The sequence below is a fragment of the Megasphaera sp. An286 genome (assembly GCF_002163455.1).
Lineage (GTDB): Bacteria > Bacillota > Negativicutes > Veillonellales > Megasphaeraceae > Megasphaera > Megasphaera stantonii.
The window spans coordinates 1-15126 of record NZ_NFIY01000022.1; the positions used below are offsets into that span (position 1 = coordinate 1).

At 54.0% G+C, this 15126-nt stretch carries 14 protein-coding genes; 2 read left to right on the forward strand and 12 right to left on the reverse strand.

What is annotated here, in order from left to right; genetic code table 11:
• Positions 1-159: 159 nt before the first annotated feature.
• The 12 genes from B5F80_RS09510 to B5F80_RS09565 all read right to left on the reverse strand — a co-directional run bounded on the left by B5F80_RS09510 (position 160) and on the right by B5F80_RS09565 (position 13645).
• Positions 160-1083 carry a DMT family transporter gene (locus B5F80_RS09510; protein ID WP_087478595.1) on the reverse strand — a complete coding sequence of 308 codons (924 nt, stop codon included), beginning with the start codon at positions 1081-1083 and terminating at the stop codon, positions 160-162.
• A 267-nt stretch (positions 1084-1350) separates the two neighbouring features.
• Complete coding sequence (locus B5F80_RS09515; RefSeq protein ID WP_087478596.1) at positions 1351-1695, reverse strand: histidine triad nucleotide-binding protein; 345 nt, start codon at positions 1693-1695, stop codon at positions 1351-1353.
• 1 nt (position 1696) lies between these two features.
• Positions 1697-3013, reverse strand: coding sequence for a tRNA (N(6)-L-threonylcarbamoyladenosine(37)-C(2))-methylthiotransferase MtaB (gene mtaB / locus B5F80_RS09520; protein ID WP_087478597.1), 1317 nt, complete (start codon positions 3011-3013; stop codon positions 1697-1699).
• Positions 3013-3741 (reverse strand): 16S rRNA (uracil(1498)-N(3))-methyltransferase, encoded by a 729-nt coding sequence (locus tag B5F80_RS09525; protein WP_087478598.1) that lies wholly within the window; start codon positions 3739-3741, stop codon positions 3013-3015. Before B5F80_RS09525 ends, mtaB begins: the two co-directional genes overlap by 1 nt.
• Positions 3741-4622, reverse strand: a complete 882-nt coding sequence (gene prmA / locus B5F80_RS09530) for a 50S ribosomal protein L11 methyltransferase (RefSeq protein ID WP_087478599.1) — start codon at positions 4620-4622, stop codon at positions 3741-3743. Before prmA ends, B5F80_RS09525 begins: the two co-directional genes overlap by 1 nt.
• A 19-nt stretch (positions 4623-4641) precedes the next feature.
• Complete coding sequence (dnaJ, locus tag B5F80_RS09535; RefSeq protein WP_087478600.1) at positions 4642-5859, reverse strand: molecular chaperone DnaJ; 1218 nt, start codon at positions 5857-5859, stop codon at positions 4642-4644.
• Positions 5860-5882: 23 nt separating this feature from the next.
• Complete coding sequence (gene dnaK, locus B5F80_RS09540) at positions 5883-7745, reverse strand: molecular chaperone DnaK (RefSeq protein WP_087478601.1); 1863 nt, start codon at positions 7743-7745, stop codon at positions 5883-5885.
• 33 nt (positions 7746-7778) lie between these two features.
• Positions 7779-8414 carry a nucleotide exchange factor GrpE gene (grpE, locus tag B5F80_RS09545; RefSeq protein WP_087478602.1) on the reverse strand — a complete coding sequence of 212 codons (636 nt, stop codon included), beginning with the start codon at positions 8412-8414 and terminating at the stop codon, positions 7779-7781.
• Positions 8415-8429: 15 nt separating this feature from the next.
• Positions 8430-9470 carry a heat-inducible transcriptional repressor HrcA gene (gene hrcA, locus B5F80_RS09550; protein WP_087478629.1) on the reverse strand — a complete coding sequence of 347 codons (1041 nt, stop codon included), beginning with the start codon at positions 9468-9470 and terminating at the stop codon, positions 8430-8432.
• A gap of 210 nt (positions 9471-9680) precedes the next feature.
• A complete protein-coding gene (locus B5F80_RS09555) occupies positions 9681-10625 on the reverse strand; it encodes a hypothetical protein (RefSeq protein WP_087478603.1) in 945 nt (314 codons plus the stop codon).
• A 422-nt stretch (positions 10626-11047) separates the two neighbouring features.
• Positions 11048-12571 (reverse strand): phage replisome organizer N-terminal domain-containing protein, encoded by a 1524-nt coding sequence (locus B5F80_RS09560; RefSeq protein ID WP_087478604.1) that lies wholly within the window; start codon positions 12569-12571, stop codon positions 11048-11050.
• Between the two features lie 660 nt (positions 12572-13231).
• Positions 13232-13645, reverse strand: coding sequence for an MmcQ/YjbR family DNA-binding protein (locus tag B5F80_RS09565; protein WP_087478605.1), 414 nt, complete (start codon positions 13643-13645; stop codon positions 13232-13234).
• Positions 13646-13941: 296 nt separating this feature from the next.
• Between B5F80_RS09565 and B5F80_RS09570 the strand changes: the two genes are divergently transcribed.
• Together B5F80_RS09570 and B5F80_RS09575 are read left to right on the forward strand one after the other, a co-directional pair.
• The gene (locus B5F80_RS09570) at positions 13942-14175 is read left to right on the forward strand and encodes a hypothetical protein (RefSeq protein WP_143747179.1); all 234 of its coding nucleotides are present in this window, start codon (positions 13942-13944) and stop codon (positions 14173-14175) included.
• Between the two features lie 238 nt (positions 14176-14413).
• Positions 14414-15121, forward strand: a complete 708-nt coding sequence (locus B5F80_RS09575) for an SDR family oxidoreductase (protein WP_087478607.1) — start codon at positions 14414-14416, stop codon at positions 15119-15121.
• Positions 15122-15126 lie beyond the last annotated feature (5 nt).

Below are 15126 nucleotides of genomic sequence, written 5' to 3' on the forward strand. Positions count from 1 at the left end.
ATAAATAAAAAATCCCCCCCCCCCCAACCGTTTTTATATTGCATTTAAAGCTGGCAAAGGGAAAAAATACATGTAAAAAAAATGCCTGTTCATGAAATATTTTTTTGCCGAGAAAGCAAATCGTGATATTTCATGAACAGGCAAGAGGTATTTTGTTGGTTACATCCCATTAGATTTTCCGATGTTCGCATTGGCGATGTACACGCCGGCCAAAATGACGGCGACGCCGATGGTCTGCATCAGGGAAAAGGTCTCGCCCAACAGGGTCACGCCGGCGACGATGGCTACGACGGTGGAAATGCCGATAAACGACGCCGTGCGGTTTACGCCGATGCTGGCGAGGGCTATGTTGGACAAGAAAAAAGCCAGGACGGAGCAGCCCACGCCCTGATACAGAATAGCAGCGAGGAAGGCTGAGTTGGTCAAGGGCAGGCACAGGCTATCAACCAGTGTCTCCGCATGCCATCCTTCGGCGAGAGCCAAGGGAATAAATACGGCCGCGCCGGCCGCCATCATGGCCGCCGTAAGCTCTGCCCCCGTATAAGCTGCGGCCTTTTCGACAGATACGCTGTACAGGGCATAAGACAGGACGGCAATCGTCAGGACAGCGTAGCCGGAAAGAGAAAAGCTCGCCGACGCGCCGGCTGCCAGGACTGCCGTGAGGACGCCGGCCAGGGTCACGGCAATGCCGACGACCTGATGCTTCTGCGGCGATTTATCCAGCAGCAGCGTCGAAGCCAGGAGCGATACGGCAGGGATGCAGGCTAAAAAGGCACCGCTTTCCGAAGCCGTCGTCTGGCTGATGCCTACGGTCTCGGCGACAAAATAGACGACGGGATTGCAGAGAGCCACGGCCAGCAAAGGCTTTCTTGGCTTCCCTTTCCAGCGCACCTGCACCCGTCCCAACGCAACGCACAGGGTCATGAACGCAGAGGCGACGAAAAAACGCCATCCCAGCAATGTCAGGGCGCTGGCGGCCTGCGTCGCCTCCTTGGTACAGATATAGCTCAGGCCGAACAGGGTTTCGCAGCCGACGGCGCAGAGACAGCCCCATAGGATACGGCTGCGGCTTTTCTTCATCATACGACGCACCTCGCTCTGCCGACGCGAATACGCCGGCGGATATCACTAATACAAAAAGCCTGCGCCGCCAAGCAATCGCTTTCGCTGCGCAGGCTGTTGCCATGCTTATAATCCTTTTAGTATGAGAAAGGCCATAATGGCGGCAAGCATCACAATGGATATGACGCGGATACCGGATCCGCCGCGCAATGACACATGGGGAAGCTTTCTCTTTTTTTTAGGTCGGCCGGCAGGGCGCGGCCGCTTGGACATGCCTTCTTCCATCGCTTATACGCCGGGCCAGGCCATTTCCTTGCCGCCTAAGATGTGGGCGTGCATGTGGTGTACCGTCTGGCCGGCTTTTTCGCCGGTGTTGAAAATGACGCGGTAGCCGTCTTTGTCCAGGCCCAGTTCCTGAGCGACCTTCTGTATGGCGAAGAGCATTTTTCCCGCTACGTCGGCGTCGTCTTCCGTCAGAGCCGCGATGCTGGCGACGTGTTTTTTCGGAATGACCAGGACGTGTACCGGCGCAACAGGCGCGATGTCCTTGAAGGCGAAGAAGTTGTCGTCTTCATACACCTTTGTGCTGGGGATTTCTCCCTTGATGATCTTGCAGAATAAGCAGTCTTCCATGTTAAGCATCCTCCTTTAATGTACCGTAAAGTATATGGTTGTCCGCCCGGTCCAGCACGACGGGAACGATTGCGCCTTCGCAAGGTTCCGTCAGGCCTTCCGCGCAGACCCGTTCGTAGTTTTCTGAAAAGCCTTCGCCCGTCGTGCCGTCCTGCCGCTCGATGAGGACATGGACGGTCTTGCCGACCATCTGAGCCAGGAGCTCGTCCTTCTGCCGGGCCGACAAGGCGTTGACGATTTCGACGCGCTCTTTCTTTATTTGCGGGTCGACTTGATGCGGCATGGCTGCCGCCGGCGTGCCGGGCCGCTGCGAATAGGGAAAGGCGTGGATGTGGGAAAATTTCAGTTCTTCCAGCGTTTCCATCGTCTCCTGAAACAGCTCGTCCGTTTCGCCGGGAAAGCCTAAAATCAAGTCCGTCGAGATGGTCAGGCCGTGAATGCGGCTGCGCAGCTCGGCAATCAAGCCTTTGTACTCGGCCTTTGTATACTGGCGGTTCATAGCCTTCAGGATAGCGTCAGAGCCGGACTGCAGGGGCAGGTGCAGGTGCGGGCAAATGCGGTCGGATGAATTCATGACCTCGATGAGGTCGTCGTCTACTTCCAGCGATTCGACGGAACCCATGCGGATGCGCTGCACGTCCGTCTCGTCCAGGAGACGCCGCAGGATGAGAGCCAGCGTCGGCCGTTCCGGCAGGTCCTTGCCGTATGCGCCCAAGTGAATGCCCGTCAGGACGAGCTCCTTAAAGCCGTAGGAAATGAGGCGCTGCGCCTCGGCTATGACGGCGTCGGGCTGACGCGACTTCAAGCCGCCCCGCGTGTAAGGGATGATGCAGTAGGTGCAGAAATTATTGCACCCTTCTTGAATCTTGAGGTCGGCCCGCGTATGCTCTACGGCCGACGGATAGAGGGGAATTTCCTCGAATTCGTCGCCCTTCATGACGTCGTGCACGGCCTGTATCGTCCCGTCGGCTTCACGTCCCAGCAGCTTTCGGACGATGGCTGTGATATTCTTCTTTTCATTGGTGCCTACGACGGCATCGACGCCGTCCATGGCCGCCAACAGCTCCGGATCGAGCTGGGCGTAGCAGCCCGTCACGACGACGACGGCCTTAGGATTGCGCTTTTTCGCCCGTCGGATGAGCTGCCGCGATTTCTTTTCCCCCATCTGGGTTACCGAGCAGGTGTTGATGACATACACATCGGCAGCGTCGTTAAAATCGGCATCGGCAAAGCCTTCGGCCAAAAACAGGCCGCGCATGCTGTCCGTATCGTATTGATTGACGCGGCATCCCAGCGTCGCAAAAGCAATAGTCGCCATTATTTAAATCCTCTTTCGTATTTGACAATCGCCAAGGCGGCTAGCGACGCCGTCTCGGCCCGCAGGATGCGGGGCCCTAAGGAAACGGTACGGCACCAGGCGGCGTGCGCCTCGGCGTATTGTATTTCTTTCGGTGAAAACCCGCCTTCGGGGCCGATGCAGAGCACGACGTTTCCCGTGCGGATCTGGCTGCATACGTCGGCCAGCGGGGCCGTTTCCCGTTCGTAGGGAATGACGAACCGCTCATGGCCGTACTGGTCCACCAGAGCCTGGAACTCGACGACGTCCTCTACAGGCGGCACGTCGCTGCGGCCGCACTGCTTCGCCGCTTCCAGGGCCAGGCGCTGCCACCGTTCCCGCCGGCTTTGACGGCGAGTTTCATTTAATTTTACTACACAATTTTCCATTTGTACAGGAACAATGCGGCTGACGCCCAGCTCCGTCGCCTTTTGGACGACCCAGTCGAACTTGTCGCTCTTCAAAAGCCCCGCCGCCAGGACGACCTCGCCGGCCGTCTCGTCGCCGTCGGACAGCTTTTTCGCCGGCGTCAGCATAGCCGAATGGCCCTGCACGGCGGTGATGACGCATTCGTACGTCGCGCCCGTACTGTCCGTCACGGCCAGCGTGTCCCCCACCGTATGGCGGAGGACGACGAGGACGTGGCGGGCGTCGTCAGCCGACAGCTCAAAGTTCCCGCAAATGGGAAAATCCGTAAATAGTTTCCGCATTATAGTCTCCTCATGCGCACGGCGTACCAGCCGTTCTGCAGGCATTCGTCTTCCCAGGCAAAGCCTGCTTCCCCTGCGGCGCGGCGTACCTCGCCGATGCGCTCGTCAATGATGCCGCTGGCAATCAGGACGCCGCCTGCTTCCATGTACGGCGGCAGAGTCGGCAGCAAGGCCAGGACGGCGTTGGTCACCAAATTGGCCACGACGACGTCGGCCTTTTTGCCCTCAGCCGATACAGCGGCCAAGAGATCGCTGTTGTACACGTCGACGACGTCGCTCACGTTGTTCAGGTTGGCGTTGATGACGGCCTGAGATACGGCCTTTTCGTCGAAATCGACGGCGACGACGTGCTGCGCACCGAGTTTGGCCGCCGCCACGGCTAAGATGCCCGTCCCCGTGCCGATGTCAAATACTTCGTCTCCCGGCTTGACGGCCTGTTCCAAATACTGGACGCACATGCACGTCGTGTCGTGGAAGCCGCTGCCGAAGGCCAGTCCCGGCTCGATGACTACGACATCTTCGCCCTCGCCCGGCTCAGCCGGCTCCCAGGCCGGTGCGGCCCAGAAATGCTCCGATATCTTCTTCGGGTGAAAATAGGCCTGCCAGGAATAGAGCCAGTCCGTGTCGTCGGTCAGGTTCGTCCGGATCTGCCACTTGCCTAATGCCGCGTCGCGGCGGGCCAGCTCCCTCATATGCGTTCGTACCGTTTCCACAGCGTCCTTCTGCTCCGGCGGGAAATACGCCGTTATACGGATGCGGCCCAGCTCGTCGGCTTCGTCGTCGTGGATGATCGAGCCGCTGCCACCGCATTCATATAAAAGAAGGGCCACCAAATCGGTGGCCTCTGGGGAAACAATCAAATCGATTTCATTCCATTTCATCGAATGTTCTCCCTTATCTTCAAAGTTCTTCTTTTAATTTGCTCCAAAAGCCTTTTTTGCTCTTAGATTTTTCTTTGGAACCTTCCGGCGATGCTTGGGCCGGCTTAGGCTCCCCCACCCAGGTTTCGCCGCCTGCGTAGGCAAATTCCTTCAGCAATTCCTTCTGTTTGGCGTTCAGCTTCTTCGGTACGGCTACAGTGACCTGTACGTGATGATCGCCGCGGCGGTCCTTCGCGCCCAAGACGGGCACGCCCTTGCCGCGGATGCGGAATACCGTACCGGTCTGCGTGCCGGCAGGAATTTTCAGCTCGATTTTGCCATCCAGCGTGTCGACGCGGATCGTCGAGCCCAAGGCCGCCTGAGCGAAGGAAATCGTTTCCTGCGACAGGATGTCATTTCCTTCCCGCGTGAACTGCGGGTCCCGGCGGACGAAGATGTATACGTACAAATCGCCGTGGCCGCCGCCGCGTACGCCCGGTTCGCCTTCGCCGGCTACGCGGAGACGGGCTCCGTCGTCGACGCCGGCAGGAATCTTGATTTTCAGTTTCTTGCGGACCTTGACCGTGCCGTCGCCGTGGCACTTCGTGCACTTCTTCTTGATGATCTTGCCCGTGCCGCCGCAGTGCGAGCAGGTGCGGACGTTGACCATCTGGCCGAAGGGCGTGTTCTGGACGACGCGCTGCTGGCCCGTGCCGTGGCAGACAGGACATGTTTCTACGTCGCTGCCCGGTTCGGCGCCGCTGCCGTTGCAGCGGTCACACGTTTCATCCTTCGGGACCTGGATTTCCATTTCCGTACCGAAGGCGGCCTGCTTAAAGGAAATATCCACGTCGAAGCGCAGGTCTGCGCCGCGCTGCGGGCCGTTTGCCGACTGGCGGCGTCCCTGGCCGCCGAAGAAATCGGCGAAGATGTCTTCAAAGCCGCCGAACCCGCCGCCCTGACCGAATCCGCCAAAGCCGCCGAACCCACCGAAGCCGCCTGCGCCCGGACCGCCGGCGCCGCCGTTTTCAAAGGCGGCGTGGCCGAACTGGTCGTACTGGGCGCGCTTGTTCTTATCGGACAAGACCTGGTAAGCTTCGTTGACTTCCTTAAACTTTTCTTCGGCAGTTTTGGGGTCGTCCCGGTTTTTATCCGGATGGTATTTGATGGCTAACTTGCGGAAAGCCTTTTTGATCTCTGCGTCGCTGGCGTCTTTAGGAACGCCGAGAATTTCGTAATAATCTCGTTTCGTACTCATATGGGCAACCCCTCTTATCTACCTTACTTCTGGTCGTCGTCTACGACTTTATAGTCTGCGTCGACTACCTTTTCGCCGCCCTGGGCGCTCTGTTGCGCGCCGCCCTGAGCGCTGCCTGCGCCGGCCGGGCCCTGCTGAGCCTGCTGCTGCGCGCCGGCCTGCTTGTACATTTCGCTCGTCAGGTCGTAAAGCGGTTTCGTGACGGCTTCAGATGCCGATTTGATCTTGTCGAGGTCGTCGCTCTTCATGGCTTCCTTCAAATCGGAAATCTTGCTCTTAATATCGGAAACCTTGGAAGCGTCGGCTTTGTCGCCCAGGTCTTTGATCGTCTTTTCAGCCTGATAAATCAGGGAGTCGGCGTTGTTCTTCGCTTCGATGAGTTCCTTGCGCTTCTTATCTTCTGCTTCGTGAGCCGCAGCTTCCTTGACCATGCGGTCGATTTCGCTCTTGTCGAGGCCCGACGAGGACTGAATGGTAATCTTCTGTTCCTTGCCTGTGCCGAGGTCTTTAGCGGAAACGTTTACGATGCCGTTGGCGTCGATGTTGAAGGTAACTTCGATGCGGGGTACTCCGCGCGGAGCTGCGGGGATATCGGACAGTTCGAAACGGCCCAGTGTCTTGTTGTCGGCAGCCATTTCGCGTTCGCCCTGGAGGACGTGTACATCGACGGAGGGCTGGTTATCGACAGCCGTGGAGAATACCTGGCTATTGGACGTCGGGATCGTCGTGTTCCGTTCGATGATCTTCGTAAATACGCCGCCCAGCGTTTCAATGCCCAGGGACAACGGCGTTACGTCGAGGAGCAGTACGTCTTTGACGTCGCCTACGAGAACGCCGGCCTGGATAGCTGCGCCGATAGCGACGCATTCGTCGGGGTTGACGCCCTTGCTCGGTTCCTTGCCGAGGATGGATTTAATAGCGTCCTGTACAGCGGGAATACGGCTGGAGCCGCCGACGAGGATGATCTTGTCGATTTCGTCGATAGTGAAGCCCGAATCGGCGATGGCTTTCTTCGTCGGTTCCATCGTACGGTGTACGAGGTCTTCCGTCAATTCGTTGAATTTAGCCCGTGTCAGGGTCAGGTCGAGGTGTTTCGGGCCCGTAGCGTCAGCCGTGATGAACGGCAGGTTGATGTTCGTCGAGAGAACCGTAGACAGTTCGATCTTAGCTTTTTCAGCAGCTTCCTTCAAGCGCTGTTCTGCCATCTTATCCGTCGAGAGGTCGATGCCCGTCTGGCCCTTGAATTCGCTGATCATCCAGTTCATAACGGCATTGTCGAAGTCATCGCCGCCGAGGTGGGTATCGCCGTTTGTAGCCTTAACTTCGAAGACGCCGTCGCCCAGTTCGAGGATAGATACGTCGAAGGTGCCGCCGCCGAGGTCGAATACGAGGATCTTGCCTTCGCCGCCCTTATCGAGGCCGTAGGCAAGAGCAGCTGCCGTCGGTTCGTTGACGATACGGAGTACGTCGAGGCCGGCAATCTGACCGGCGTCCTTCGTAGCCTGACGTTGGGAGTCGTTGAAGTAAGCCGGTACCGTGATGACCGCCTGGGTTACTTTTTCGCCCAAATAGCTTTCGGCGTCGGCTTTCAATTTCTGCAGAATCATAGCGGAAATCTGCTGGGGCGTGTATTTTTCGCCGTTGATGTCGACGGTGTAGCTTTCGCCCATGTGACGTTTAATAGAAGAAATCGTGTTTTCCGGGTTGGAAACGGCCTGGCGTTTTGCCAGCTGGCCTACGAGGCGTTCGCCTGTCTTGGAAAAGCCGACGACAGACGGCGTCAGACGAGAACCTTCTGTATTCGTGATGACGGTCGGTTCGCCGCCTTCCATAACAGCTACAACAGAGTTTGTCGTACCTAAGTCAATACCAATTACTTTACTCATGATAAATTCCTCCTCAATATCTTTCTACGATGATTAACCGTTAAATGCAACTTTTACCATAGCCGGACGCAAGGTCTTGTCGCCCAGCAAATAGCCTTCCTGCAGCACTTCGACGACGACGTCGTTGTCGTATTCGTCGCTGGCTACCCGCATGACCGCCTGATGGTAGTTCGGGTCGAAGGGTTTGCCGACGGCGTCGATTTTCACAACGCCTTCCTTTTCCAGGACGGTCATGAGCTGTTTGTAAATCATTTCATAGCCGTCTACGAAGGATTTCAGATCGTCCGTCAGCTTATCCTGCGGCACCTGCAGGGCCCGTTCGAAGTTGTCGACGACGGGAAGGACGTTCTGCAGGACTTCCATTTTTACGACTTCAGAAATCTGAAGCTTTTCGCCGGCCGTCCGCTTTTTGAAATTGGCGAAGTCGGCTTGCAGGCGCATGTAGCGCTGTTTCATATCCGCTACGGCTGCTTCCGCAATTTTGGCATCCGTCGAAGCGGCATCTTCCGCCGCTTTTTCCTCATCTGCCGCCGGAGCGTCTCCTGCATCCTGCGCCGGTTCCGCTTGTTCAGCCGATTCGTTTACCTTCGCGTTTTCAGCCTCTGCCGCTTCGGCAGCAGCCTGCTGTTCGTGCTTTTTTTCTTTATCCTTTTCTTTATCTTTGCTCATCTGTATGAAAGCCTCCTATGTATCGTCGTGATAATGCTCTAAAATATTCGTCACATGCTGCTTCATAAAATCGAGGAGACCGATGATCTTGGCATATTCCATGCGCGTCGGCCCCAGCACGGCAATCTTGCCGAGGACGACGTCGTTTGCCTTGAAAGTCGCCTCAATGATGCTGCAATCATTGATAGGAGATAGGTTTGCTTCTTCCCCAATGCGCACGGTCACGGTCTTCTGCGGCTCCTGGCCGTCGTCGTTGAACAGATTGGCCATGACGTCCTGTTCCTCCAGCATGGTGAACAAGTTTTTTGCCTTCGCTACGTCTTTGAACTCCGGCTTGTTTAAGAGCTCCATGGCCCCGCCCTTGTACAGCTGCTGCTCCCGGCGGAAGGCCTGATGGATAGACCGGAAGGCCAGCCGGTACAGCTCCAGGTCGCCGACGATGGATTCGTGAAACTGCTCCAGCATTTCCATGGTGATGCGGCTCACGGGAAGGCCGGCCAGGTAATGCGTCAGCTTTTCGGCGATGACGTTCAGCTCGTCCACGTCCGTATCTTCGGGCTTCGGGAAAATGCAGTTCTCGATCTGGCCCGAATCGGTGACGACGATCATGATGGCCCGCCGGAAATCCAAGGGCAGGAAGCGGATGTACTTCAGCTTCGAGCTTACCTGCTGCGCTGCCATGACCAAGGTCACGTTGTGGGTAATCTTGGACAAGACCTTGGCTGTCGACTGGAAAATCTGATCGACGTTGTTCATCTTATCGTGAAACCAGGACTGGACAAAGCGCTTTTCTTCCTCGGAAATCTGCGTCGGCTCCAGCAGGCAGTCGACATAAAACCGATAGCCCTTGATGGACGGAATCCGTCCGGCCGACGTATGAGGCTGTTCCAAATAGCCCAGCATTTCCAAATCAAACATTTCATTGCGGATCGTCGCGGCGCTGACGCCTAAATTGTACTTTCGGGCGATAGTCCGCGAGCCGACCGGTTCGGCAGAAGTGATATAGTCCTGAATGATGGCCTGCAATATTCTTTGTTTTCTCTCATCCAAATCCATATGCATCACCTCTGCTTCTGCTCATTTGACTTATTAATTAGCACTCATGCAATTTGAGTGCTAACGACTATATAAAAGATAGCATGATTGCAAGTATTTGTCAATGATTTTAGGCCAAAAAACAGCCAATTAGTCAAAAAGTCAAACAACTTTTTTCAAGCACAGTCGAACAGCCCGGCCGCTGCCAGCCGGACTGCTCCCTAGGCATCATTACGTCGTCGTCTGCTCTTTCTTCTTCCGGGGCGGCGTCATCGCTTTCCGGGCCCACTGGAAAAATTCCTGCCGCGAATCCCACAGGAACAAGTTTTCCTGATAGCAGCTGACTAATTCGCTTTCCGTATACAGCTGATATTCATCTATATATTCGGATTCATCGAGCAGCCGTAGTTCCGCCGCATCCTTGAGGAACGACCGGAACCCGCGGTACGTCGTGCTCAATCGTTTCAATACGCCTTTGGCTTCCTCTGATTTTCCCTCTTGGAAATACAGCAGCGCCAGAGGCAGCTGAAATCCGGCCGAATCGTCGACTTCCTTGAATTGACGCATCAGCTTCAGGGCGTTGTATTCGTCTTCCATATAGACATACAAGTGCATCAGCGTATATCGGACGCCCAGATTATCGCTGCAGTTTAATTTTAAAATTTCCTTGCCTACGGCGATGGCCTTCCGCAGCATCATGCACTGCTGCAGCAGAAACATATACATATGCATAAGCCGGATATAGGGGCGCGTCTCCAAAACCTGATAAAAGTCGCCTACGGACTGCTGGTAAATCTTCCGCTCCCGCAGATCTTCCTTGCCCAGAGCCAGCAGCCGTTCAACGTCGGGCAGATACTCATGATAGGCCCGCTTGTCCAAAAACAGCAGGGCAGACAATACATCCAGATTTTTCGGCTCCAGTTCCTTCGCCTTTTCCAGATACCGTCTCTGCACCTTTTTGCTCCTGGCTCGTCCGGCCAGCTCTAACCAGTCGAATACGTCTTCCGCCGTTTCCTCCGTCAGCGGCTCCTGTGCTTCCAGCATAGTATTCGTCTGATCCATATATTCCTGAATCAGCTGGTTCAGTTCTTCGTCGGACGCCGGTTTCCGACCGCCCAATCGCCGCTCAATGAACTCGTGAATATTTTTAAATTCTTTTTCCGTAGCCAAACTCATAGATATCGCCTCGCAAATGTAGTATATATTGCTTATTATTTACTATTGTATCAATCGTCAAATCCTTTGACTAGTAAAAAGAGAAAAAGAATAGTTTTTTTTGCAAATAGTTTTGACAAGAGCGATTGTGACAGCCGCCTTATTCTGTTAGTATTTCCTTCAGAATATACGAGTACGCTGTGTTACTAGGTTTAGGGGTCTTTTCCATCGCCTGCCGTATCTGCCCCTATGGGCTGCGGCATAGAAGCCATAGGGCGGCATGACGGCGCCGCATATGTTCTTTTATTTTTGCATGATGAAATCTTCTTGCCATGTTTTTATACTTTTTGACCCGTATCCCAAGGCTGCCAGGGCCTGCATATTCTATGATTTTCAAATATTTTGCTAACCCGAATTTACGGCCCGTTCTTTAGCCGTTATGCCTATGGCAGCGCTTCGTATACGGGACAAATGCCTTCACCTAAGCTGACGTCCGGGCTGCCCCAGCTCATGTCGCTGATATGGCGGAGTCCGCCCCGGCCGGAAGGCATAGACCTTTTGGTCTCATATGGACTGGGCGCCGTATCATGGCGGGGACTCCCCTTGCTGTGAACCAATACGGCACGGATATACGGGACGCTGGACTCGCCCTTCTTCAAGGCAATGCAAATGGCCCGGCAAACGGCCTCGTCACCCCAGCGCCGCGCCAACCCCTGCAGGGCTTCTACGGTCTGCCCGTCGGTCTTGCCGAACAAGGCTTCGTAATACAGGAGGGCCTTGCTACCTGGCGGAGACGACGGCTCCTCCCTATCGCCGCAGGTATCCTGCCCCACGTCGAGATAATCTGCGGCAGAGCCTGCACATGGCGCATATGCCATGTCTTCGGCTACATACGATATTCCTTCGTCCGTTTCCTCCCCCTGTATACCGTCTATGTCGTCCTTATCATACGCCGCAATTTCCTGCCTTTCGGAAAGCTGTGGGCAAGTCAGAACAGCTCCGCCAGATGACGCAATATATCCCGTTCGATGCGTCTGTCCATTGACGCGCTGTACTTTCTCATCGTGCCCAGCAGGGTCCTTCTCGCTATTCCAAAGCCATTCCATAGCAGCTCCGCCGCACGATGCAGCAGATTCCGTTTCAAGTATTGGTTTGTTGATGTTCTGTTTTTTCTCGTCAAGCATAGTTCCGGTCTTTCCATTATTTTGGGCATAGCTTATAGCAGTCTCGCCACACGGCGCGGCATATTCTGTTTGCTGGGTCTGTCCATGAACATGCAGTCTTTTCTTATTGGTCACAGTGACGGTCTTCATGCCGTTTCGGGGATAATCCACAGCAGCCCCGCCGTATGACGCAGCACGTTCCGTTTCAGGTACTAGTTCGTTGTCATTCTGTATGCTCTCGTCAAGCACGCGGCCAATCTGTTCACCATGCTGAAGGCAATCCAATTCAGACCTGCCATACGGCGCAACATATCCCGTTTCACAGGCCTGCCCATTGACGCTCTCCAGCCTTTCGGCAGGCATACGACCAGGCATTTCATTATGGGAAGCGCAAGCTGCTGTATTCGCCTGTTCCTCGCGCTGCCGCTGGCGATACCGTCTCATGCGGTTCCGGGCGTCGCTGCGCTTCTTCTCGTCGCGGGAAAAGCTCTGAATTTCATCCCAGGGCACGATGCGGATCAGTCCCGTTTCATCGCGGCTGATGAGGTCGATCTGCTCAAACACGTCCAGCACCCGTTCCACAAAAGCCTTGCGGCGGCGCAGCTGACGAGCCAGCAGCTCCGTCGGCATAGCCTGTCCCTCCGATACGTATATGTAGCCGTCATCGTTGAGCATACCAGCCAAATCCTTGAGATAAAACCAGATGACAAAATACGAATCGCCATGAGGCTGACTCAGCAAATACATCATCCGCGGGTCCTGAAATAACCCCACCTTCGTCTGAAACCATCGCAGCCCTTTCATGTCCGCACCTCTCCCTTCGCAGCTTTCTATAGTAGTAAGGGACACGAAGGACCAATTTTATTTCCCCTCTTGCCAAACTTGCATAAAAGGCAAAGCAAAAACGATTTATCAAAAAGGAGAAAATACACTAAATAAAAAATAAGACAGGGAAACATATAAAAGAAAGAGAAAAAGAAAAGAAGACGTTACGCGTAACGCCGTAAAGCGTAAGAAACCAAAGAAAAGCAAAAAACGGCTTAACAAAGCCATTTGCAGTCATAGGCCCTTGTCAGCTATACGCCGTAATTCATTTTATAATACATGTAAATAGAAAGATATACCCGATATTATACTGCGTTAAACTATTTATAACGCCAAACATTTGCCAATTCATTAGTTATTTCGACAACTAAATTACGATGCATCTCTTCCATTCCATGACTTCTACGCATACTCTATCCAAGACCGCAAACGCCTCCTGCCTATAAAGTTCAATCATATTTTTGTCGGCAACGGCACGTATTCCCGATACTATCAAATGGTTGAAAAAACAATGATATGCCCTTAACCATCCATCAACTAATCATACGCTCCAATACGACAAAAGCAGCCCGGCCCCATCAGCCGAACTGCTTCAAAACGAATCCATATTATATTAACAGCTGCAGCCAAGGCCTCCGCTCACTTCGGGTCACGACGCAGACGCCCTCGTTTCTTCGTCCCCTTCTCAATCAAATCATAACTCATACCGAGCAGCGAAACAATCGTCTCCCTGTCCACTGTACCGTCCAGCAGTACCGTCAGCCAATGACTGCGGTTCATGTGATAGGCCGGCAAAAACCCGTCGCGCTGCCGAAACGCCCCGATTAGATCAGGCTCACACTTCACGTTCAAGACATCAACGCATCCCTTCCCGGACAACCCCAACTTCTCCCGCAGCACATCCATCACAACGCCATACCACTTCCCATTTCGATGCCGCAGCACCGCATACTCAGGACAGGAAGCCCATAAACACTCCGGCTCCGTGCCGTATTGTTCTAAGGCAAAAGCTAATACGTCTTGCCGGTAGGTCAGTACCTTATCATCACTCATATCAATCCCTCCACATAGCCGCAGTCTTTCTATTCGTCGGCACCGTAGCAAACCCACAACCGATCAGCATTATAAATATAACTCCCCTATTGCCAGAGAGGATGAAACAATAGAATTTTTCTGTTTTCCGGCTCTACGGTATCATACTTCCTATATTGAGGAATCACTCGCGGCCTCTATTAACCATTCTCTTTTGTAATATATTGTACACCTTTTGGAATGAAACTTGTACATATCCGGCTGTGTCCCTATTGCATTCTTCTCCAGCGTGTTGGATACTATAGAGAGATTATACGATGAAACGGAAGGTGGTACAGATGATACGAAAGACTATCGTCCTTTGCTGTCTGCTGACATTGGGGCTGTCGGCTATGGCTTTGGCCTATGTGGGCAATTCGCACAGCATGAAGTTCCATTCTGAAGGCTGTCGGGCCGAACAGAAAATCCGGGCTGACCATCGCGTGTATTTGGAAACGCGTGAAGAAGCTATCAATGCCGGCTATACGCCCTGCGGCATCTGCAAACCGTAACATGCCGCCGAACAGAAAACAGAATTGCTCCTAACAGAAGGCACCGGCTCCTGCCTTCTCTTTACAGCTACCGGCTTTCATGCGGTGCTGCGAAACATGTATCGCAACTTCACAAACATACAAGGTTCTCGGAATCTTTGGCAAATATACACCAATTTGCAGTATACCTTGCGATTGCAGCCTATAGCCCTTGGAGAGGAGCCCTAATAATTACTACACTAATACGAGGAGATGCTATATGTTTCAACATAAAGTAGCTGTCGTCACCGGCGGCGTACAGGGCATCGGCAAATGCATTGCCGAAGAATTTCAGAAAAACGGCGCGGCCGTCTGTATTATAGATAAGCAGGACAACGAGTATTTCACCGGCGATATTGCCGACAAAGCCGTACTGCAGCGCTTTGCCGAAAAAGTCATTGCCGACTACGGCAGGGTCGATTACCTCATCAACAACGCCATGCCCCTGATGAAGGGCATTCACGAATGTTCTTATGAAGAATTTACCTATGCCCTGCAAGTCGGCGTTGCCGCGCCATTTTATTTGACGAAGCTCTTTATGCCGTACTTTGCATCGGGAGCCGCCATCGTGAATATTTCATCGTCCCGGGACCGCATGAGCCAGGCCGAAACAGAAAGCTATACAGCTGCAAAAGGAGGAATTGCCGCCCTGACCCACGCCTTAGCCGTCAGCCTAGCCGGAAAAGTACGAGTAAATTCCATCTCTCCCGGCTGGATTGACACAGTTTATACGGTCCATGATGGAGCCGATGCTGCCCAGCACCCGGCCGGCCGCGTAGGAAATCCTATGGATATCGCCAATATGGTATTGTACCTATGTTCAAACAAAGCCGGATTTATTACCGGCGAAAACATCTGCATCGACGGCGGCATGACCCGCCAAATGATTTACCATAACGACTGCGGCTGGACGCTGCAGGAACCATGAGTTAT

Bases quoted from the DNA above. Each gene is read 5' to 3' on its own strand.
- dnaJ (WP_087478600.1), bottom strand. From the start codon at position 5,859: ATGAGTACGAAACGAGATTATTACGAAATTCTCGGCGTTCCTAAAGAC.
- hrcA (WP_087478629.1), bottom strand. From the start codon at position 9,470: ATGGATTTGGATGAGAGAAAACAAAGAATATTGCAGGCCATCATTCAG.
- mtaB (WP_087478597.1), bottom strand. From the start codon at position 3,013: ATGGCGACTATTGCTTTTGCGACGCTGGGATGCCGCGTCAATCAATAC.
- B5F80_RS09570 (WP_143747179.1), top strand. From the start codon at position 13,942: ATGAAACGGAAGGTGGTACAGATGATACGAAAGACTATCGTCCTTTGC.
- B5F80_RS09525 (WP_087478598.1), bottom strand. From the start codon at position 3,741: ATGCGGAAACTATTTACGGATTTTCCCATTTGCGGGAACTTTGAGCTG.
- dnaK (WP_087478601.1), bottom strand. From the start codon at position 7,745: ATGAGTAAAGTAATTGGTATTGACTTAGGTACGACAAACTCTGTTGTA.
- B5F80_RS09575 (WP_087478607.1), top strand. From the start codon at position 14,414: ATGTTTCAACATAAAGTAGCTGTCGTCACCGGCGGCGTACAGGGCATC.
- grpE (WP_087478602.1), bottom strand. From the start codon at position 8,414: ATGAGCAAAGATAAAGAAAAGGATAAAGAAAAAAAGCACGAACAGCAG.
- B5F80_RS09555 (WP_087478603.1), bottom strand. From the start codon at position 10,625: ATGAGTTTGGCTACGGAAAAAGAATTTAAAAATATTCACGAGTTCATT.
- B5F80_RS09565 (WP_087478605.1), bottom strand. From the start codon at position 13,645: ATGAGTGATGATAAGGTACTGACCTACCGGCAAGACGTATTAGCTTTT.
- B5F80_RS09515 (WP_087478596.1), bottom strand. From the start codon at position 1,695: ATGGAAGACTGCTTATTCTGCAAGATCATCAAGGGAGAAATCCCCAGC.
- prmA (WP_087478599.1), bottom strand. From the start codon at position 4,622: ATGAAATGGAATGAAATCGATTTGATTGTTTCCCCAGAGGCCACCGAT.
- B5F80_RS09510 (WP_087478595.1), bottom strand. From the start codon at position 1,083: ATGATGAAGAAAAGCCGCAGCCGTATCCTATGGGGCTGTCTCTGCGCC.
- B5F80_RS09560 (WP_087478604.1), bottom strand. From the start codon at position 12,571: ATGAAAGGGCTGCGATGGTTTCAGACGAAGGTGGGGTTATTTCAGGAC.